This window comes from Amycolatopsis sp. NPDC101161 (genome assembly GCF_044768185.1).
In the GTDB taxonomy this organism is placed as follows: Bacteria; Actinomycetota; Actinomycetes; order Mycobacteriales; family Pseudonocardiaceae; genus Amycolatopsis.
In genome coordinates this window covers 1,607,801-1,625,183 of the sequence record NZ_JBIWPI010000001.1, presented here as the reverse complement: position 1 = coordinate 1,625,183, position 17,383 = coordinate 1,607,801, and the positions used below count along the sequence as shown (strand labels likewise).

Annotated in this window: 21 protein-coding genes; 11 read left to right on the top strand and 10 right to left on the bottom strand. The window is 72.3% G+C overall.

Annotated elements, in window-relative coordinates; translation table 11 throughout:
• Positions 1 to 4: 4 nt before the first annotated feature.
• Positions 5 to 1,678: an MOSC domain-containing protein gene (locus tag ACIRSS_RS07985; RefSeq protein ID WP_400891978.1), complete on the top strand. Its 1,674-nt coding sequence runs from the start codon at positions 5 to 7 to the stop codon at positions 1,676 to 1,678.
• 3 nt (positions 1,679 to 1,681) lie between these two features.
• On the opposite strand, the gene ACIRSS_RS07980 is transcribed toward ACIRSS_RS07985, so the two are convergent.
• Positions 1,682 to 2,251 carry a GNAT family N-acetyltransferase gene (locus tag ACIRSS_RS07980; protein WP_400891975.1) on the bottom strand — a complete coding sequence of 190 codons (570 nt, stop codon included), beginning with the start codon at positions 2,249 to 2,251 and terminating at the stop codon, positions 1,682 to 1,684.
• A 91-nt stretch (positions 2,252 to 2,342) separates the two neighbouring features.
• Here ACIRSS_RS07980 and ACIRSS_RS07975 point away from each other — a divergent pair, with 91 nt between their 5' ends.
• From ACIRSS_RS07975 to ACIRSS_RS07965, 3 genes are read left to right on the top strand one after another with little or no spacing between them, the layout of a single operon-like run.
• Complete coding sequence (locus ACIRSS_RS07975) at positions 2,343 to 2,696, top strand: helix-turn-helix transcriptional regulator (protein WP_400891973.1); 354 nt, start codon at positions 2,343 to 2,345, stop codon at positions 2,694 to 2,696.
• Between the two features lie 50 nt (positions 2,697 to 2,746).
• Complete coding sequence (locus tag ACIRSS_RS07970; RefSeq protein ID WP_400891971.1) at positions 2,747 to 3,220, top strand: anthrone oxygenase family protein; 474 nt, start codon at positions 2,747 to 2,749, stop codon at positions 3,218 to 3,220.
• A gap of 18 nt (positions 3,221 to 3,238) precedes the next feature.
• Positions 3,239 to 4,204: a LysR family transcriptional regulator gene (locus ACIRSS_RS07965; RefSeq protein WP_400891969.1), complete on the top strand. Its 966-nt coding sequence runs from the start codon at positions 3,239 to 3,241 to the stop codon at positions 4,202 to 4,204.
• Here the strand turns inward: ACIRSS_RS07965 and ACIRSS_RS07960 are convergent.
• The 4 genes from ACIRSS_RS07960 to ACIRSS_RS07945 form a co-directional block, all read right to left on the bottom strand.
• Complete coding sequence (locus ACIRSS_RS07960; protein ID WP_400891966.1) at positions 4,194 to 5,042, bottom strand: carbohydrate-binding protein; 849 nt, start codon at positions 5,040 to 5,042, stop codon at positions 4,194 to 4,196. The genes ACIRSS_RS07965 and ACIRSS_RS07960 overlap by 11 nt on opposite strands.
• Before the next feature lie 180 nt (positions 5,043 to 5,222).
• Complete coding sequence (locus tag ACIRSS_RS07955; protein WP_400893409.1) at positions 5,223 to 5,906, bottom strand: nitroreductase; 684 nt, start codon at positions 5,904 to 5,906, stop codon at positions 5,223 to 5,225.
• The gene (locus ACIRSS_RS07950; RefSeq protein ID WP_400891964.1) at positions 5,890 to 6,366 is read right to left on the bottom strand and encodes a MarR family winged helix-turn-helix transcriptional regulator; all 477 of its coding nucleotides are present in this window, start codon (positions 6,364 to 6,366) and stop codon (positions 5,890 to 5,892) included. Before ACIRSS_RS07950 ends, ACIRSS_RS07955 begins: the two co-directional genes overlap by 17 nt.
• A gap of 35 nt (positions 6,367 to 6,401) precedes the next feature.
• Positions 6,402 to 6,581, bottom strand: a complete 180-nt coding sequence (locus ACIRSS_RS07945; protein WP_400891961.1) for a hypothetical protein — start codon at positions 6,579 to 6,581, stop codon at positions 6,402 to 6,404.
• A 225-nt stretch (positions 6,582 to 6,806) separates the two neighbouring features.
• Between ACIRSS_RS07945 and ACIRSS_RS07940 the strand changes: the two genes are divergently transcribed.
• The 3 genes from ACIRSS_RS07940 to ACIRSS_RS07930 all read left to right on the top strand — a co-directional run bounded on the left by ACIRSS_RS07940 (position 6,807) and on the right by ACIRSS_RS07930 (position 8,908).
• A complete protein-coding gene (locus ACIRSS_RS07940) occupies positions 6,807 to 7,244 on the top strand; it encodes a helix-turn-helix domain-containing protein (protein WP_400891959.1) in 438 nt (145 codons plus the stop codon).
• A complete protein-coding gene (locus tag ACIRSS_RS07935) occupies positions 7,241 to 7,747 on the top strand; it encodes a hypothetical protein (protein ID WP_400891956.1) in 507 nt (168 codons plus the stop codon). Before ACIRSS_RS07940 ends, ACIRSS_RS07935 begins: the two co-directional genes overlap by 4 nt.
• A gap of 138 nt (positions 7,748 to 7,885) precedes the next feature.
• A complete protein-coding gene (locus ACIRSS_RS07930) occupies positions 7,886 to 8,908 on the top strand; it encodes an MAB_1171c family putative transporter (protein ID WP_400891954.1) in 1,023 nt (340 codons plus the stop codon).
• On the opposite strand, the gene ACIRSS_RS07925 is transcribed toward ACIRSS_RS07930, so the two are convergent.
• From ACIRSS_RS07925 to ACIRSS_RS07910, 4 genes are all read right to left on the bottom strand, one after another.
• Positions 8,909 to 9,865, bottom strand: coding sequence for a catechol 2,3-dioxygenase (locus ACIRSS_RS07925; protein ID WP_400891952.1), 957 nt, complete (start codon positions 9,863 to 9,865; stop codon positions 8,909 to 8,911).
• A 12-nt stretch (positions 9,866 to 9,877) separates the two neighbouring features.
• Positions 9,878 to 10,897 (bottom strand): 4-oxalomesaconate tautomerase, encoded by a 1,020-nt coding sequence (locus tag ACIRSS_RS07920; protein WP_400891950.1) that lies wholly within the window; start codon positions 10,895 to 10,897, stop codon positions 9,878 to 9,880.
• Complete coding sequence (locus tag ACIRSS_RS07915) at positions 10,894 to 11,598, bottom strand: 4-carboxy-4-hydroxy-2-oxoadipate aldolase/oxaloacetate decarboxylase (RefSeq protein WP_400891947.1); 705 nt, start codon at positions 11,596 to 11,598, stop codon at positions 10,894 to 10,896. The genes ACIRSS_RS07920 and ACIRSS_RS07915 overlap by 4 nt, the downstream gene beginning before the upstream one ends.
• 87 nt (positions 11,599 to 11,685) lie before the next feature.
• On the bottom strand, positions 11,686 to 12,363 hold the full coding sequence (locus tag ACIRSS_RS07910; protein WP_400891945.1) for a GntR family transcriptional regulator: 678 nt from the start codon (positions 12,361 to 12,363) through the stop codon (positions 11,686 to 11,688).
• An 88-nt stretch (positions 12,364 to 12,451) separates the two neighbouring features.
• On the opposite strand from ACIRSS_RS07910, the gene ACIRSS_RS07905 reads away from it, so the two are divergent.
• Both ACIRSS_RS07905 and ACIRSS_RS07900 read left to right on the top strand, forming a co-directional pair.
• A complete protein-coding gene (locus ACIRSS_RS07905; protein ID WP_400891943.1) occupies positions 12,452 to 13,228 on the top strand; it encodes a DUF1932 domain-containing protein in 777 nt (258 codons plus the stop codon).
• An 84-nt stretch (positions 13,229 to 13,312) separates the two neighbouring features.
• The gene (locus ACIRSS_RS07900; protein ID WP_400891941.1) at positions 13,313 to 14,638 is read left to right on the top strand and encodes an MFS transporter; all 1,326 of its coding nucleotides are present in this window, start codon (positions 13,313 to 13,315) and stop codon (positions 14,636 to 14,638) included.
• Here the strand turns inward: ACIRSS_RS07900 and ACIRSS_RS07895 are convergent.
• Positions 14,598 to 15,227, bottom strand: a complete 630-nt coding sequence (locus tag ACIRSS_RS07895; protein ID WP_400891939.1) for a hypothetical protein — start codon at positions 15,225 to 15,227, stop codon at positions 14,598 to 14,600. The genes ACIRSS_RS07900 and ACIRSS_RS07895 overlap by 41 nt on opposite strands.
• Positions 15,228 to 15,430: 203 nt before the next feature.
• Here ACIRSS_RS07895 and ACIRSS_RS07890 point away from each other — a divergent pair, with 203 nt between their 5' ends.
• Together ACIRSS_RS07890 and ACIRSS_RS07885 are read left to right on the top strand one after the other, a co-directional pair.
• Positions 15,431 to 16,456 (top strand): amidohydrolase family protein, encoded by a 1,026-nt coding sequence (locus ACIRSS_RS07890; protein ID WP_400891936.1) that lies wholly within the window; start codon positions 15,431 to 15,433, stop codon positions 16,454 to 16,456.
• Entirely contained in the window at positions 16,453 to 17,367 is a 915-nt protein-coding gene (locus ACIRSS_RS07885; RefSeq protein WP_400891934.1) for an amidohydrolase family protein, read from the top strand. Before ACIRSS_RS07890 ends, ACIRSS_RS07885 begins: the two co-directional genes overlap by 4 nt.
• Positions 17,368 to 17,383 lie beyond the last annotated feature (16 nt).

Genomic DNA, 17,383 nt, shown 5'->3' with positions numbered 1-17,383 from the left:
GACCATGGCCCGGTTGGTGTCGCTGAACGTCGGGATGCCGCGGGACGTGCCCTGGGAGGGGCGGACCGTCCACACGGGAATCTTCAAGTACCCGGTCGAGGGGCGCCGGATGGTGCGCCGGCTCAACGTCGACGGCGACGGCCAGGGCGACCTGGGCGGCCACGGCGGCGAGAACCGCGCGGTGCTCGTCTACCAGCGCCAGTCCTACGAGCACTGGCGGGACTTCCTCGGCCGCGACGACCTCGAGGACGGCCAGTTCGGCGAGAACTTCACCGTCGACGGCCTGCCCGACGACGAGGTGCACATCGGCGACCGGTACCGGATCGGCGAAGCCGAGTTCGAGGTGACCCAGCCGCGGGTCACGTGCTTCCGCGTCGGGATGCGCCTGGGCGAGCCGCGGATGCCGTCGCTGCTGGTCGCGCACCACCGGCCCGGCTTCTACCTGCGCGTCATCACCGAAGGCCACGTCCGGGCGGGCGACGAGATCGTCCGCACCCGGACCGGCCGCCACGAACTGAGCGTCGCCGACATCGACGCGCTGCTCTACCTGCCGGGGCGCGACCACGACGCGCTCCGCAAGGCCGTCGACATCCCCGCGCTGAGCCCCGGCTGGCAGGCGTCGTTCCGCGACCTCCTCGCGGAGCAGGCAACGCCGCCGGTCGGATGGCGCGGGTTCCGGCCGCTGCGCGTGGCCCGGGTGGTGCCCGAGAGCACGACGGTCGCGTCGATCCACCTGGCCGCCGACGACGGCGAGCCGCTCCCCCGGCCCGAGCCGGGCCAGTACCTCACGCTGCGCGTCCCCGGCGCGGGCGACCCGGCGCCGGTCCGCAGCTACTCGCTGTCGGCGGCGCCGTCGGACCGCGAGTACCGCATCAGCGTGAAGCGGGACGGCGTGGTCAGCAGCTACCTCCACGAGAAGCTGGCGCCGGGCGCGGTGGTGGACGTGGCGGCGCCGCGCGGCGACTTCGTCCTGGCCGACGACGACCGGCCGGTGGTTCTGCTGTCCGCGGGCATCGGCGTGACACCGGTCCTGGCGATGCTGCACGCGCTCGCGGTTCGCCGGAGCCCGCGGCAGGTCTGCTGGGTGCACACCACCCGCACGGCGGCCGAGCAGGCCTTCGCGGCCGAGGCCCACCGGCTGGTGGCGAGCCTGCCCCACGGCCGCGAGCACGTCTTCCACACGGCGGAGAGCGGCCGCCTGACGCTCGACAAGCTGTCCACATTGGACCTTCCGGCCGACGGTACCGCCTACCTCTGCGGCCCGGACGCGTTCATGACGGCGATGCGGGAAGCCCTGGTGTCCCTGGGCTTCGACGCGGCCCGTGTCCACAGTGAACTGTTCGGCGGGGTGTCGGCGATCAACCCGGGGCTGACCGGGGTCGTCCGGAATACCCCGCACGTGCCCGCGGGCGCGACGGGGACCGGACCCGCGGTGACGTTCGCGCGCAGCGGGCTCACGGTGCCGTGGAGCGAGCGGTACCCGAGCCTGCTGGAGTTCGCGGAGGCGTGCGACGTGCCGACGCGCTGGTCGTGCCGCACCGGCGTGTGTCACACGTGCGTGACACCGGTGCTGTCGGGCGGCGTGGAGTACGACCCCGAACCCCTCGAAGCCCCGGCGGCGGGCGAAGCGCTCGTCTGCTGCTCCCGCCCGCGCGAGGACGTCGTCCTGGACCTGTAGCAGTCAGCGGAGGTCGAGCCGCATGAGCCAGCGGACCCGGCGGTCGGCGCGCGCGTCGGTCGGGCGGACGCGCTCGAAGCCCGCCGCCTCGAACAGCGTCGTCGTGCCGACGTGGGCCGCGCTCGAGGAGATGCGCTCGCCCTCGGTGTCGACCGGGTAGCCCTCCACCGCCGGCGCACCGCACTCGCGCGCGTAGTCGACCGCGCCCGCGAGCAGTGCCGCGGACACCCCGCTTCGCCGGTAGGGCGCGCGGACCACGAAGCACACGACGCTCCAGACCGGCAGGTCGTCGAGCGGAGGCATCGTCCGCGACCGTTTCAGCCGTTCCATGGTCGAGCGCGGCGAGACACCGCACCACCCGGCGGGCGTCTCGCCGTCGTAGGCGAGCACGCCGGGCGCCGGCTCGCCCGCGCAGAGCCCGCGTACGCGGTCGGCCCGCTGCTCGCCGCGCAACGCGCTGTACTCGGCCGAGGTGATCCGGTAGGCGAGGCACCAGCAGGCGCGGTCGTTCCCGCCGGGGTTGAGGATCGCGGCGACGTCTTCGAAGCGCGTGGCAGGACGGATCGAGAGCATGGAGTCACCGTAGGATCGGATTCCCGCCACGGCCACGTCGGTCAGGGGGATCCGCAAGGACCGGCTCGTCGGCTTCGGCCGCTACCCGGGGATGACCCAGCTCCACCAGGCGGTGCCGCTGGTCGAGCGCCGGCACGCACTGATCGAGGAGATGCGCGCCCGGGCACCCCGGTTCGTCACCGGCCGGGCCCTGGCCGAGCGCACCGGGACGACGGTGCGCACGATCGAGCGCGACGCCACGCGCCTGCGCGCGGCGGGCATCCCGATCGAGGTCAAGCGCAGCACAGGCGGCGGCTACCGGCTCCCCATTCCGGCCCGGCTCTCGCCGATGAGCTTCACGCCGGGCGAGGTCGCCGCCCTCGTCGCGTCCCTCGTCGCCCTCGGGCCCTACACCTCCGCGACCGCCCGCAGCGCGTTGGGCAAGCTCGTCACCGCGTTCGGCTGACGATTTGTCGACTCCCGTCACAGAGGCGGGCGGCGACCCGTCAAAGCGGTATGAGGACTCTCTCGACGGCCGCCACCGCCGCGTTCGCGGGTGGTGCTCTGCTCAGCCAGACCGTCATCGTGCCGTCCTGGCGGGCCGCGCCGCCGGAGGTGTTCCTGGCCCGCTTCGCGACCGAAGGGCCGATCACCGGCCTGACGGTCTTCCCGTTCGAACTGGCGTCCCTGATCTTCCTGGGCATCACCACGTACAGCGCCGCGAAGCACCACCGCCCGGCCCGTCTCTGGGCGGCGGCGACCGCGTGCCTCGCCGGGACCTTCGCGCTGCTGCTCTACTTCGTCCCCGCCAACTCCGCGATGCTCGACCCCGCGTTCCCGCCCGGCGAGGTCGCCTCCGCGCTGGCGACGTGGAACGCCGTGAACTGGGTCCGCACCGGCCTCGCCCTCGCCGGTGCCGCTCTGGCCGCCATCGCCCGACTCAGGTCGGATGTCCCCGGTGATCACCGGGCCTACTCTGGATCCAGCTGAACGGCACCGGGAGGCGTCGTGGACCTGGAACTGCGCCACCTGCGCGCTCTCGTGACCGTCGCCGACACGCGCAGCCTCACCCGCGCCGCCCGCCTGCTGCACGTCTCGCAACCCGCGTTGTCCGGGCTGCTGCGCCGCGTCGAACGGATCGTCGGCGGGGCGCTGTTCGTCCGCTCCCCCACCGGGTGCGTGCCCACCCGGCTCGGCGCCGACGTCGTCGCCGACGCGCGGACCGTGCTCGCCGGCGTGTCCGCGCTGACCGAGCGGCTCGGCGAACAGCGCGCGCCCACCGGGCCGCTGCGGGTCGGCGGCTACTGCGGCTTCCTGCACCTCGCCGTGTCGCGGTGGCTGCGCGACCGGCCGTGGAGCCACGGTGTGAGCGTCCAGGAAGACCAGGACGAGACGGCCACCCTGCACCGGCTCGCCACCGGTGCCCTCGACCTCGCGCTCGTCTACCTGCCGCCGTTGCCCGATCCCGTTGTCCCGGAAGGCGTCGAGAGCCTCGTCGTGCACCCGCGCGAACCGGTGTTCGTGATCCTCGCGCCCGACCACCCGCTCGCCGGCGCGCGGGAAGTCCCGTTCGCCGGCCTCGGCGAGCACCCGTGGGCCGACGACGCCCCGGGGACGACGCGCTGGTCGGCGTACCTGCAGCGCGTCTGCCGCCGCCACGGCGTCGCGCTCGACCAGCCGCACCGGCCGCAGTGCCTGGCGACGCTGCTGGACCTCGTCCGCGCGGGCATGGCGGTCGCCCCGGCGCTCGCGACGCGCGAAGACCGCCCGGCGAGCATCGCCGTGCGCGCGATCGAAGGCGCGCCGCTGTGGCAGGAGCTGCGGCTCTGCTACCGGCCGGGCACCCCGGTCGCGGCGCACGCCGAGGAGATCCACGCGGCCGTCGTCGCGAGCTACGCCGGCCGGCGGGGCTGCAGCGCCGCGTTCGACACCTGGTGGCACGAACGCGGCCGCGAGCTGCTGCTCACACGGTGACCCGCCAGGTGCTGTTCGGCGCCGGGACTTCGAAGCGCAGCGTCGAGCAGTCGTAGTCCGCCGGCCGCGGGTTCGCGGTCGGGCTCAGCGGCGAGTTCGTCCGCGACGCGTTCACCCAGTTCCCGGCGACGCGCAGCTGCAGCGAACTGGACTCGAACACCGCGCCGCGGGCGTCGGAGCAGTAGTACGCGTTGCCCGTCGCGGGGTTGCGCGTCGAGTAGAGCTCGAAGATGTCCCAGCCTTCGTCCAGCGAGCTCTGGTCACTGCCGCTCTGGGTGAACAGCGTGTCCCACGCGCCGGTCTTGACGTTGCGCAGCGACGCCGTCCAGCTGTTGGCCGTCGCGTTGGTCCGGACCTCCCGCACGGTGTAGGCGGGGTGCCCGTCCACGGTGCTGGTGTAGGTGGCGAGGAAAGCGCTGTCGATCGGCACGACCTTGGCGGGTGACACCGAGCGGCACCAGTCCCACGCCCAGACCTGCGCGGCCTCGCCGAGGCCGTAGGCGGTGACGACCTCGACGCACGAGTGCCCGGTCGGTTTCATCGTCGGCGCGTAGACGACGTCGTTGCTGTTCGAGATGCGCAATGACGGCGTGACGCTCTGGGTGACCACCAGCCCGTCCGCGCTGGTGGCGAGCTGGGGTTCGGGACCCCAGAAGGTGTGCCGCTGCGCGAGGGCTTTCCCTTGCCGCAGCTGGAGGAACCGGTCGGCCATCGACCCGGCGGCGGCCTTCGCGGCGGCGCCGGTGAGGCCGGGCACGGTCCCCGCCGCGGACGCCGGCCCCGCCACCGCGGTCAGGGTCACGACGGCACAGCACAGGACGGCAAGCAGTTTCCGCATCGGCGCGTCTCCTCGTCCTCGGCGGACGAGGACCGCCCGCGGGACCCGGAGGTTAAGCCGCGATTTCCGTTGCCTGGCACCGACTTTCGGCGGGTGCCCGGGATCGCGGCAGGTCGGCGCGGGTATGCGATCCGCGGCACGGCGGTGTTATGCCGCCGTCCGGCCCAGGCGACCGCGAGCTCAGCAATCGACGAACGTGACGGTTTCCGCGAGCGGCGCGCGGCCGGTGCGGGAGTGGTCGGCCGCGGGGTCCTCGTACCCGATCGACATGCCGCAGAAGAGCAGCAGCTCCGCCGGCGGCGTCACGATCTCCGCGACGGTCCGGTGGAACTTGGCCCACGCCATCTGCGGGCAGCTGTGCAGCCCTTCGGCGCGCAGCAGCAGCATGACGGTCTGCAGGAACATGCCGGCGTCGGACCACTGGGGCCGGCACAGGCCGCGGTCGAGGTAGCAGAACAAGGCGGCGGGCGCGCCGAAGAAGTCCCAGTTCCCGGCCGCCGCCCGCTGTCGCGCCTCCAAGTCGTCACGCGCGATGCCGAGCGCGCCGTACCGCAGTTCGCCGAAGGCGGCTCGGCGCTCGCGGTACGGGGACGGCAGCGCGGACGGGTACATCTCGTACTCCGGCTCATCCCAGGGATCGCCGGCGGCCAGGCGCTCACCGGCCCGCTTCTTGAGGTCGGCCAGCGGCGCGCCGGTCACCACGAAAGCGTGCCAGGGCTGGAGGTTCGACCCCGAGGGCGCGTGGACGGCCGCGGCCAGCACGCGCTCCAGCACCGCCCGCGGCACCGGCCGCTCGCTGAAGGACCGCACCGCCCGGCGGCTCGTGACCGTCTCCGTGCGGGGCTGCTCAGTCTCGGCAGGGATGGGCGAGCCGGGTCAGCAGCTCCGTCAACCGGGCGGTTTCGTCGGCGTCCAGGTCGGCGACCAGCCGTTCGGCCACCGGCTCGGCCCGCAGGTGCGCCGCGTCGAAGAGTTCCCTGCCCCGCGGGGTGATCTCGACGGCCCGCACCCGCCGGTCCCCCGGCACGGCCTTGCGCACGGCCAGCCCCAGCCGCTCCAGGTCGTCGACGACCCGCATGATCCCGGCCTTGTCGGAGCCGGCCGCGTCCGCCAGGTCCCGCTGCATGGTGGGCCCGCGGTCGGCCAGCACGATCAGCACGGCGAAGTGCCGCAGCTCGATCCCGAGCGGCCGCAGCGCCTCGGTCATCACGGCGGCGGCGCGCCAGTGCGCCCGGCGCAGCAGCAGGCCGAGCGCGAACGGCGAGACGTCCCCGGGGCGGTCGGTCGCCCGCGGGGCACTGGTCCTGCGAGGAGCGTCGGCCACGGGCCCACACTATCCGCCGCGGCGAACGCCGGCGGTCATTGACTGGTCCCGTCGCAGATCCCCGGTCCGAAGCGCTTGATCGCGACGATGCGCGTCAGCGGGACCGGCACCGGCGGACCGGATCCGGTGAGCACCGTCGTATAGACCGTTATACGCGTCAACTGCACGAGTGGTGGCGTTCCGCAGGCCGGCGTCGAGACGGCGGCGAGCGCCACGGGTTCGTCGGAAGTTCAGGTTCGCTGCCCCGCAGGGCAGCCGGCGCCTCCGATGCAGTGGGCGTAGAGCAGTCCGGCGGCCCCCACCACGGCCAGCCGTCCGGTCACCGTCTTCGCGCGCTTCCTCGGAATGTGAACCGCCCCCTCGCCCATTCACATCAGTTGGTGAACTCGGCCGCGATCGTAAACTGACGTGACCGACGCGGTCAACGGTAGACTCGCGCCATGCCGGAGGAGATCGCCGTGGGGACACTGTCGGCGAAGCTGAATCACCTGTTCGGGGTCGTGCGCCCCGCCGACGGTGACGAGTACACCTTCGACGAGGTCGCCGAATCGATCCGCGCGCAGGGCGGCCCGACGATTTCCGCGACCTACCTGTGGCAGCTGCGCAAGGGCCTGCGCGACAACCCGACCAAGCGGCACCTCGAAGCGCTCGCCGCGTTCTTCGGCGTACCCCCGGCGTACTTTTTCGACGACGCGGAAGCCGAGCGCATCGACGCGGAGCTGACGCTGCTCAGCGCGCTGCGCGACGCGCCGGTCCGGCAGATCGCCCTCCGCGCGCGCGGGTTGTCGGCGAAGAGCCTCGAAGCGATCAGCGACATGGTCGACCGGGTCCGCGAGCTCGAGGGCCTCCCCGAACCGGCGAGCGACGCCGAACGATGAGCCGGCGCGGGCGGCGCCGGCTGCGGCACCGGTTCACCGCGGTGCTGCGGGACCTGAACCTGCCGGCCACGTTCGACGTCCGGGAGCTGTGCGCGGCCCTGGGCGAGCGACGCGGCCGCCCGATCCGGCTGCTGGCGCTGCCCGGGCTGTCGGAGGTGTGCGGCCTGTGGATCGCGACGCCGACGACGGACCTGATCGCGTACGAGAAGCACACGAGCGCCCCGCACCAGGACCACATCGTGTTGCACGAGATCGGTCACCTGCTGTGCGACCACTACCCGGCGACGCTCACCCCGGCCGAGCAGGCCCACGTCCTGCTCCCGAACCTGGACCCGGCGATGGTCCGGAGGGTCTTGGGGCGCGCGGGGTATTCGAGTGCGGAGGAGCGGGAGGCGGAGCTGTTCGCGTCGATGCTGGGCCAGCAGACGGGTTTCGCCCACCACGGCGACTCGGCGGCGGACAGGCTGCGCTCAGCCCTGGAAGACGGCGGCGACCGTGGGTGAAGCGAGGCGGCGGACGGACCCGGCCGCTCCGGCAACCACCCCTCCGGCGAACGGCGGCGCCCATGGGTGAAGTGAAGCGCCGCGCGGTCCCGGCCGCCCGGGCTACCGCAACCACCCTCCCGGCGAACGGCGGCGACCGTGGGTGAACTCGTCCGCCGCTACGGCCCGGCCGTCCTGGCCTGGGCCCTCCTGCTCTGGCTGCGCCCCAGCCCCGCTCCCGGCCGCCGGCTCGTGCGGTTCTGCGTGTTCGGCCTCGCCGTCTCGCAAACCGCGCTCACCCCCGCCGTCCGCGGATTCACCCGCGCGGCCGGCGCGGCCAACGTCGAACTGCTCGTCGCCCACCTCGCCATGGTCGGCGCGGTCTGGGCCGGTGCCCAGCTCCTGCTCACCCTGCACGGACTCCGCGAAAGCGCCCGGCGCCACACCGCCTGGGCCGCGACCGGCGGCGCCGTCATGATCACGTTCTTCGTCCTGGCGCCCGACATGATGCCGCAGTCGCCGTTCGTCATGGAGTACTGCATCGCCTACGCGGTCGCGCTCCTGCCCGAGCTCGCGGTCATCGCCGGGCTGTGCCTGCAGGACGCGCGCCGCACCGCCGACCGGATCGTGCGCGCCGGCTTCGGCCTGGTCGTCGCCGGGGTCGTCGCCGCGGCCGCCTACATGGTGATCCGGACCGTCGTCGCCAGCACCGCCCGCGCTCCCTTCACCTTCGAGTACGGCCGGGGTTTCCTGCTGAGCAAGGCCCTCCCCACCGGGGCCCACGTGCTCGTGCTCGTGGGCGTCGGCGTCCCCGCGGCCGTCGGCTGGCTGCGCCGCCACCGCCAGTACCGCCGGCTCGGCCCGCTCTGGCTCGCCCTCTACCGCGCCGAGCCGGAGATCGCGCTCGAACCGCCGCGCACCACGCTGTTCCCGACGCGGCTGCACCTCTACCGCCGGGTCATCGAGATCCGCGACGGCCTGCTCGCCATCCGCCCCTACCGCACCGGCTCCGCCACCGGCGAACGCCAAGAGGCCGCCGAGATCGCCGCCGCCCTGCACGCCCGCGAAGAGGGCAAGCCACCGCTCGCGACCGAGCCGACCGTCCAAGGTGGACAGGACCTCGGCAGCGACACCGAGTACCTCTGCCGCGTCGCCGACGCCTACCGCGAGCTCACGCGCTGATCACGCCACCGGCGGCGTCCCGTGCGTGTGGAACGACTCGATCGTCTTCAGCCCCCACGCCTGCCCCTTCGCGCGTTCAGCCTCGGTCCAGGTGACCGGCTCCCAGTCCGGCGCGAAGATCAGCCGCCCGGTCGGGTTGCACAGCTCGATCCGGTTGCCGCCGGGTTCGTAGAGGTAGAGGAAGAACGTCTGCTGGATCGCGTGCTTGTGCGGCCCGGTCTCGATGTGGACGTCGTTGTCGAGCGCGATGTCCGCCGCGCGCAGGATGTCCTCGCGCGTGTCGGTCGCGAACGCGATGTGGTGCAGCCGGCCGTGAGACTTCGTCCAGTCGTTCGTGTAGACGAGGTCGTACGACTTCTGCGCGAAGTGCGTCCACTGCCCCGAAATCACGCCGCTGTCGAGCCGGATCTGCTCGGTGACGCGGCCACCCAGCGCGTCGCAGACGAACCGGCCGTTGACTTCGGCCTCCCGCGCCAGGTAGTTGACGTGGTCCAGGCGCCGGACGCCGACCCCGCGCCCCGGGTACGCCTGCGCCTGGTTCTTCAACGCGGGCCGCAGGTGCTCCGGCGGCCGGTAGCGCTCGGTTTCCCAGTAGATCTCGAGCTCGTGGCCGTCCGGGTCGCGGAACAGGTAGGTCGTGCCGATCCCGGTGTCGCCGTCGACCCAGCCGACGCCGAGCCCGCGCTCCTCGAGCGCGACGACCCGCCGCTTGAGGGCCTCTTCGCTGGACGTGCGCAACGCTGTCCGCCCGACCCCGGACGTCTTCGCAGCGGTCAGCTTCAGGCTGTGGTGCTCGTAGTCGTCCCAGGTGCGCAGGTAGACGGAGTCGCCGTCGGTGCCGTTCTCGGTCAGCCCGAGCACGCGGACGAAGAAGTCGAGGCTCTTCTCCGGCTCCGGGGTCAGCAGCTCGACGTGGCCGAGGTGCGCGATTTCGTGACGCGGCGAGGGGTCGGACATGAGCGGATCTCCTCAGGGGCGCGGGAAAACGGTGCCGTCGAACAGCTTCCGGGCGGTGCGGATCACGGTCGACCGGCGGACGCGGGAGCCGTCGAACTCGATCGCCACGGCGAGCTTGCCGCTCGGGTGCTCGATCTCGATGGGCTCGCCCGCGGCGGGTTTCCGGAGGAGCTCGGCCCCGACGGCGCCCTCGAGCAGCAACGCCGTCACGACGCTGACCCCGCCGAGCACGCCGATCGACGGGTGCTGCTTGACCGGGATGAAGGTGCGGGTGGCGATGGCGCCGCCGTCGCGGGGCGCGGAAACCAGTGTCGTCTTGGGGACGGACGAGCCGCGGACGTCGCCGAGGCCCATGAGCTTCCCGGCTTCGATGCGCAAGGCGTCGATCCGGTCGGCGAGCCCCGGTTCCTCGCCGAGGTCTTCGGCACGCGCGACGACGACCGGCATCCCGTTGTCCACACAGGACACCACGATGCCGCCGATCTCGTCGCGGACGTTGCCGGTGGGCAGCAGGCTGCCGCAGACGGATCCTTCGGTCTCGGTGAAGTCCAGCTCGACCGGGGCGGCGGTGCCGGGGACGCCGGAGATGGCGGTGTCGCCGCTGTAGTCGACTTCGCCGCCGGGGGTGGCGAACGTCGAGACGGCGATGGTGCCGGTGTTGACCAGCCGCACGCGCACGGTGGTGCGCTCGGGGCCGGCGGGCACGAGCCCGCGTTCGACGGCAAACTGCCCGACGCCGGCCAGGAGGTTGCCGCAGGTCTGCCGATCGGAGACGGTGGGCTCTTCGACGCCGAGCTGCAGGAACAGGTAGTCGATGTCGTGGCTCGGTCCGTCCGCTTCGGACACGACGGCGACCTTGCTGGTGACCGGCTGAGCCCCGCCGAGACCATCGATCTGGCGCGGGTCGGGGGTGCCCATGATCCGCATCAGGAGGTCGTCGCGGGCCGTCGGGTCTGCGGGGAGGTCGTCGGCGAGGAAGTAGGCGCCCTTGGAGGTGCCGCCCCGCAAGAGCATGCAGCGCACGCCGGTCATGCCTGCTCCTTCTCGTACTCCTCGGCGGTCACGTACCGGACGCCGAGGGCTTCGAGCTTCTCGCGCAGCCCGTAGCGGTCCAGGCCGAGCTGGCCCTGGGCGAACGCTTCCCGCGCGGCGGCTTCCTTTTCCAGCCGGGCCTGCGAGGCGTCGAGTCCTATTTGGACATCTTGGCGGCGCACGCGCAGAACGCCGTCGTCGTCGGCGAGGATGGCGTCGCCCGGGCGGATGACCTGCCCGCCGATGACGACGGGAACGTTGACGGCGCCGGCGGTCGCCTTGACGGTGCCTTGCGCGCTGACGGCGGCCGACCAGACGGGGAAGCCGAGCGCGCGCAGGTCGCTGACGTCCCGGACGCCGGCGTTGATCACGAGGCCCCGCACGCCCCGGTAGCGCAGCGCGGTGGCGAAGAGCTCGCCGAAGAGCCCGTCACGGCAGGGGGAAGTGGTGGTGACGACGAGGACATCGCCTTCGCGGCACTGCTCGACGGCGGCGTGGATCATGAGGTTGTCCCCGGGCCAGCAGAGCGCGGTGACGGCGGTGCCGCCGATCCGGGCGCCGTCCTGGATCGGGCGGAGGTCCGGACCGAGCAGCCCGGAGCGCCCGAGAGCCTCGTGGACGGTGGCGACGCCGTAGTCGGCCAGCTGCGCGACTTGCCGCAGGTCGGCCCGCGGCGGATCGGTGACGATGACGGGCTTCATACGGCTTACGGTACGGTTCAGTCGACGAAATTGTCAACAATCTTGGCGCCAGTACCGATCACAGGGAGTACGCATCCGCAAGACCCGTCACGGCCGCAGGTGCGACACCTCCGCGGCATCGGCCACCTTGAGCGCCTCGATCACGCTCGCCAAGTGCACCCGCGCCGCCTCCGCCGCCCGTTCCGCGTCGTGCGCGCAGATCGCGTCGATGATCGCCAGGTGCTCCGGGAGCGACACCTGCGGCCGGCCCGGGCGCATCGCCAGCCTGAACTGGTGGCGGACACTCTGCCCCCGCAACCGCTCCAGCACCTGCGCCGCCGTGTGCTGGCCGCTGATCTCGCGCACCCTGCGGTGCAGCCGCTGGTTGAGCCCCGAGTACCCGACCACGTCACCGCCCGCCACCGCCTGGCGCATCAACTCGCCGAGCTCCTTCAGCTCGCCGACCTCGGCGTCGGAAACGCGCTCCGCCGCCTTCGCCGCGCACAGCGACTCCAGCATCATGCGGACCTCGGAGATCTCGACGGCCTCCTCGAGCGACACCGCCCGCACCCGCGCGCCGCGGTTCTGCACCCGCTCGACGAGCCCCTCATTCGTCAGCTCTATCAGGGCCGCGCGCACCGTCGCGCGGCTCGCGGCGAACTGGCCGGACAGGTCCGCCTCCACCAGCCGCTGGTTGGGCACGAACTCGCCGCGGACGATCGCGTCGCGGATGGCCGCCACCACGGAACGCTCCCCCGGCTGCCGGTCCGCAGCACTCTCGGTCATACCCCGACCCCGTCTGTCGACGCCTTTTGTTGACAATTTTGTCTAGCACATCGTGTACTCGATCGTAGCTTGTGGAGAGGATTCTGCTATGCCCGGAACCATCGCGATACTCGGCCTCGGCGAGGCGGGCAGCGCGCTCGCCCGCGATCTGGCCGCCGCCGGAGCCGTCGTGCGGGGCTACGACCCGGTCGTTTCCGCCGTCGAGGGAGTCGTCACGACGGGCTCGGAAGCCGAAGCCGCCGAGGGCGCCGACCTGGTGCTCAGCGTGAACAGCGCGCACGCGGCCGTCGAAGCGCTCGAGGCCGGGCTGGGCGGCGTGAAGACCGGCGCCGCCTGGGCCGACCTGAACACCGCCTCCCCCGGCACCAAGCGCGAGCTCGCCGGTATCGCCGCCGAACACGGCGTGCCGTTCGCCGACGTCGCGATCATGGCGCCGGTGCCGGGGCGCGGCCTGCGCGTCCCGATGCTCGCCACCGGTGTCGCCGCCGAGGCCGTCGCCGCGGCGCTGAACGCGTTCGGCGCCGCGGTCGAGATCATGACCGGCGACGCCGGCCTCGCCGCCGAGCGCAAGCTGCTGCGCAGCGTGTTCTTCAAGGGCATGTCGGCCGCCGTGGTCGAAGCGCTGCAAGCGGCGCGCGCCGCGGGCTGCGAGGACTGGCTGCGCAAGATCATCGTCGACGAGCTCACCGCGGCGAACGCGGCCACCGTCGACCGGCTCGTCGACGGCTCCTACCGGCACGCGGTCCGCCGCACCGCCGAGATGGCGGCGGCCGCCGAGATGCTGACCGAACTGGACGTGCGCAACGACGTCGCCGGCGCGGCTCGCGACCAGCTCGCGCACATAGCTGATTCACAGGATTGTTGACAATTTTGCCGCGAGTCTTGTGTTCAATATCTCAGCCGATGTAGCTTCGGACACCTCCGCCGCCCCCGGACGAAAGGGACGAGGATGTCCACGCGAGAACCAGGCGGCACGGCCGCCGCCACGGTCCGGCTGTCGATCCGGGTCACCGCGCTGTGCTGGGTCCTCGTGCTGCTCGACGGCCTGGACCTGTTCGTCTACGGGGCGACCCTGCCGGGCGTGCTGGCCGACAAGAGCTTCGGCCTGACCGCGGTCACCGGCGGGACCATCGGCAGCATGACGACGTTCGGGATGATGCTCGGCGCGCTCGCGTCCGGGATCCTCACCGACCGCACCGGGCGCCGGAAGATCATCATCACCGGGGTCACGGTCTTTTCACTGGCCGCGGCCGCGTGCGCCGCCGCGCCGACGGTCGAGTTCTTCGGCGCGGCGCGGTTCGTCGCCGGGATCGGGCTCGGCGGGCTGCTGCCGTCGGCGATCGCGATGGTCATGGAGTACGCGCCGGCGTGGCGCAAGAACCTCGCCGTCACCACCGTGATGACGGCCCACCAGGCGGGCGGGGCGCTGGCCGGCGCGCTGGGGATGACGCTCGTCCAGTCGCTGGGCTGGCGCTCGGTGTACTGGATCGGCGCACTGCTGCTCGTGGTCGTGCTGCCCGCCGTCGTCTTCCTGCTGCCGGAGTCGCTGACGTTCCTGCTGGCCAAGGGCAAGACCGGCCGCGCGCGGGCCATCGCGGACAAGTACGCGGTCTCCCTCGGCACGTTCGCGCCCGAGCCGGCCGAAGACCGGCGCGGCGGCCTGCGCGGGCTGTTCACGCCGTCGGTGCGGATGACGACGCTGCTGTTCTGGATCGCCTCCTTCGCCGGTCTGCTGCTGGTGTACGGCGTGAACACCTGGCTCCCGACGATGATGCGCGGCAGCGGCTACAACCTCGGTTCCGCGATCAGCTTCCTGCTGGTGATCAACCTGGGCGGGATCGCGGGCATGCTCGTCGCCGGCCGGCTCGCTGACCGGTTCGGCGCCCGGCCGGTCGCGATCATCTGGTTCGCGCTGACGGCGTGCGGCGTCGGGCTGCTGGCGGTGCACCTGCCCCTGGTCGTGACGTACGTGGTCGTGTTCCTTACGGGCGCGTGGCTGTTCAGCGCGCAGACGCTCATCTACGCGGCGGTCGGCGCGTACTACCCCGCCGACAGCCGCGCGACGGCGCTCGGCTGGGTGTCGGGCGTCGGCCGGCTGGGCGCGGTGTTCGGGCCGTGGCTGGGCGGGGTCCTGGTCGCGAGTGGACTGTCCTCTTCGGGCTTCGTGGTGTTCGCGATCGCGGGCGTGCTCGGCGCGGCGATGGTGAGCCTGGTGCGCCGCGCCGAGAACCCCCTCAGCGTGCGCGAGGGGCACACCACTGCGCGGTCGGCTTGACGATCGCGAGGACGAGCGTCGCGACGGCCGGGACCAGGGTCAGCAGCAACCCGAGGAAGCCGGGGAACAGCCCGGCGCCGTAGTGGCCGATGCCGACCATGTCGACCACGACCGTCGCGACGGCCACGAAGATGGCGAACCCGCTGCCGATGATCGTGAGCAGGCGGCCCATCGGCTTGCGCAGGAACAGGAGGATGCCGCCGGGGAGCAGCGTGCCCACGAGGATCAGGTTCTCGACGAGGGCGACGATGAAGAGCCAGTGCAGGAACCCGAGGCCCGCGATCCCGATGGCGCCGGTGATCAGGCCGAGCAGCGAGGCGAGCCCGCCGAGCACGGCGAGGACGCCGGCGATGATGGCGGTGGCCCCGTTGGGTTGCGGCGGCTGCATCCCGTAGCCGGGCGCGGGGTAGGGCGCCTGCGGGTAGGGCTGCGCGGCGAACCCACCCGGGTACGACGGCTGGCCGGGGTAAGGCTGCTGCGCGGGGAAGCCCCCCGACGGCGCGGGATACGCCGGCTGGGCCGGGAAACCACCCGAAGGCGCGGAGTACGGCTGCTGCCCCTGCGGCCCGGGGTACTGCGGATTCGTCATGACGTCCTCGGTGTCGGCCGACCGCCCCCACGGTGCGCCGACTCCGGCCCCCGGCGGTTCGGGCGAAGTCTCCCACGCGGACCCGGCCCGTCCCGGGTGGATCGCACCATCTCGATCAGGTCAATCTCGTCGTAGATATTGTCAACAATTTCATCGACGATTAGTGTGCGAGTATCGAAGCCCGGAAGCGACGAGGAACCACCTTGATCATCGACTGCCACGGCCACTACACCACCGCCCCGCCCGCGCTCGCGGCGTGGCGCGACCAGCAGATCGCGGCCCTGACCGGCGACGCCGCCGCGCCCACGCCGGCGGACCTGCGGATCAGCGACGACGAACTGCGCGAGACGATCGAGCCGAACCAGCTGCGCCTGATGGACGAACGCGGCATCGACCTCACGATCTTCTCGCCGCGGGCGTCGTTCATGGCCCACCACGTCGGCGGTTTCGAGACCTCCGCCGAGTGGGCGGCGCTCTGCAACGAGCTCTGCCACCGCGTCAGCACGCTCTACCCCGAGCGGTTCGCCCCCGCCGCGATGCTCCCGCAGTCGCCGGGCATCGACCCCGCCACCTGCCTGCCGGAGCTGACTCGCTGCGTCGAGGAGTACGGCGCCGTCGCGCTGAACCTCAACCCCGACCCCAGCGGCGGCCACTGGACGGCGCCGCCGCTCACCGACCGGTCGTGGTACCCGGTCTACGAAAAGATGGTCGAGTACGACATCCCGGCCATGGTGCACGTCAGCACCAGCGTGAACCCCGCGTTCCACACCACCGGCGCGCACTACCTCAACGCCGACACGACCGCGTTCATGCAGCTCGTGCAGGGCGACCTGTTCACCGACTTCCCGACGCTGCGGCTGGTCATCCCGCACGGCGGCGGCGCGGTGCCCTACCACTGGGGCCGGTTCCGCGGCCTCGCGATGGCGCTGGGCAAGCCCGAGCTGGAAGACCACCTGCTGAACAACGTCTTCTTCGACACCTGCGTCTACCACCAGCCGGGGTCGGACCTGCTCTTCGACGTCATCCCGGCGCGCAACATCCTGTTCGCGTCCGAGATGATCGGCGCCGTCCGCAGCGTCGACCCGCGCACCGGCCACCACTTCGACGACACCCGCCGGTACGCCGAGTCCGCGAAACTGTCCGAAGAGGACTGGGCCGCGATCCGCGAGCACAACGCCCGCGCCGTCTACCCACGCCTGGACACCCTCCTCAAAGGACAAGGCCGGTGACCGCGCCCAAGACGCCGGGCTGGCTGGACTGGTACGCCGGTCCGTCCACACCGGACTTCCGGCTGCCCGAGGGCACTGTGGACGCCCATTGCCACGTGTTCGGCCCGCAGAAGGAGTTCCCGTTCGCGCCCGAGCGCAAGTACACGCCGTGCGACGCGGGCAAGGACCAGCTGTTCGCCCTGCGGGACCACCTCGGCGTCACGCGGAACGTCATCGTGCAGGCCACCTGCCACGGCGCGGACAACTCGGCCATGGTCGACGCGGTGCGGGCGGCGGGCGGCCGGGCACGCGGGATCGCGACCGTCCGGCCCGACGTCGGCGACGGAGAACTGCGCGACCTCGACGCGGCCGGCGTGCGCGGAGTCCGGTTCAACTTCGTCAAACGGCTCGTCGACGCCTCGCCCGAAGAGGACCTGAGCACCATCGCGAAGAAGATCGCGCCGCTCGGCTGGCACGTGGTGCTCTACTTCGAAGCCGCCGACCTGCCCGAGCTCGAGGACTTCTTCGGCGAGCTGCCCGTGCCGCTGGTGATCGACCACATGGGACGCCCGGACGTCACGAAACCCGTGAACGGCCCCGAATTCGAACGCTTCCTGGCGTTCGCCGACCGCAACGACGTCCACGTGAAGGTGAGCTGCCCCGAGCGCCTCACCGTCACCGGCCCACCGGCCCTCGACGGCGAACGGCACGCGTACACCGACGTCGTGCCCTTCGCCCGGCGCGTCGTGGCGGAGTTCCCGGACCGCGTGCTGTGGGGCACCGACTGGCCGCACCCGAACCTGAAGAACCACATGCCCGACGACGGCCTGCTCGTCGACTACGTCCCGCACATCGCGGAAACGCACGAGCTGCGGCGGAAGCTGCTCGTCGACAACCCGATGCGCCTCTACTGGCCCGGCGAAACCGCCTGAAACCCCTGAAGGGCAT

Bases quoted from the DNA above. Each gene is read 5' to 3' on its own strand.
- ACIRSS_RS07910 (WP_400891945.1), bottom strand. From the start codon at position 12,363: ATGACCGAGAGTGCTGCGGACCGGCAGCCGGGGGAGCGTTCCGTGGTG.
- ACIRSS_RS07915 (WP_400891947.1), bottom strand. From the start codon at position 11,598: ATGAAGCCCGTCATCGTCACCGATCCGCCGCGGGCCGACCTGCGGCAA.
- ACIRSS_RS07935 (WP_400891956.1), top strand. From the start codon at position 7,241: ATGAGCCGGCGCGGGCGGCGCCGGCTGCGGCACCGGTTCACCGCGGTG.
- ACIRSS_RS07905 (WP_400891943.1), top strand. From the start codon at position 12,452: ATGCCCGGAACCATCGCGATACTCGGCCTCGGCGAGGCGGGCAGCGCG.
- ACIRSS_RS07925 (WP_400891952.1), bottom strand. From the start codon at position 9,865: ATGTCCGACCCCTCGCCGCGTCACGAAATCGCGCACCTCGGCCACGTC.
- ACIRSS_RS07985 (WP_400891978.1), top strand. From the start codon at position 5: ATGGCCCGGTTGGTGTCGCTGAACGTCGGGATGCCGCGGGACGTGCCC.
- ACIRSS_RS07970 (WP_400891971.1), top strand. From the start codon at position 2,747: ATGAGGACTCTCTCGACGGCCGCCACCGCCGCGTTCGCGGGTGGTGCT.
- ACIRSS_RS07975 (WP_400891973.1), top strand. From the start codon at position 2,343: ATGACCCAGCTCCACCAGGCGGTGCCGCTGGTCGAGCGCCGGCACGCA.
- ACIRSS_RS07900 (WP_400891941.1), top strand. From the start codon at position 13,313: ATGTCCACGCGAGAACCAGGCGGCACGGCCGCCGCCACGGTCCGGCTG.
- ACIRSS_RS07980 (WP_400891975.1), bottom strand. From the start codon at position 2,251: ATGCTCTCGATCCGTCCTGCCACGCGCTTCGAAGACGTCGCCGCGATC.
- ACIRSS_RS07940 (WP_400891959.1), top strand. From the start codon at position 6,807: ATGCCGGAGGAGATCGCCGTGGGGACACTGTCGGCGAAGCTGAATCAC.
- ACIRSS_RS07920 (WP_400891950.1), bottom strand. From the start codon at position 10,897: ATGACCGGCGTGCGCTGCATGCTCTTGCGGGGCGGCACCTCCAAGGGC.
- ACIRSS_RS07960 (WP_400891966.1), bottom strand. From the start codon at position 5,042: ATGCGGAAACTGCTTGCCGTCCTGTGCTGTGCCGTCGTGACCCTGACC.
- ACIRSS_RS07895 (WP_400891939.1), bottom strand. From the start codon at position 15,227: ATGACGAATCCGCAGTACCCCGGGCCGCAGGGGCAGCAGCCGTACTCC.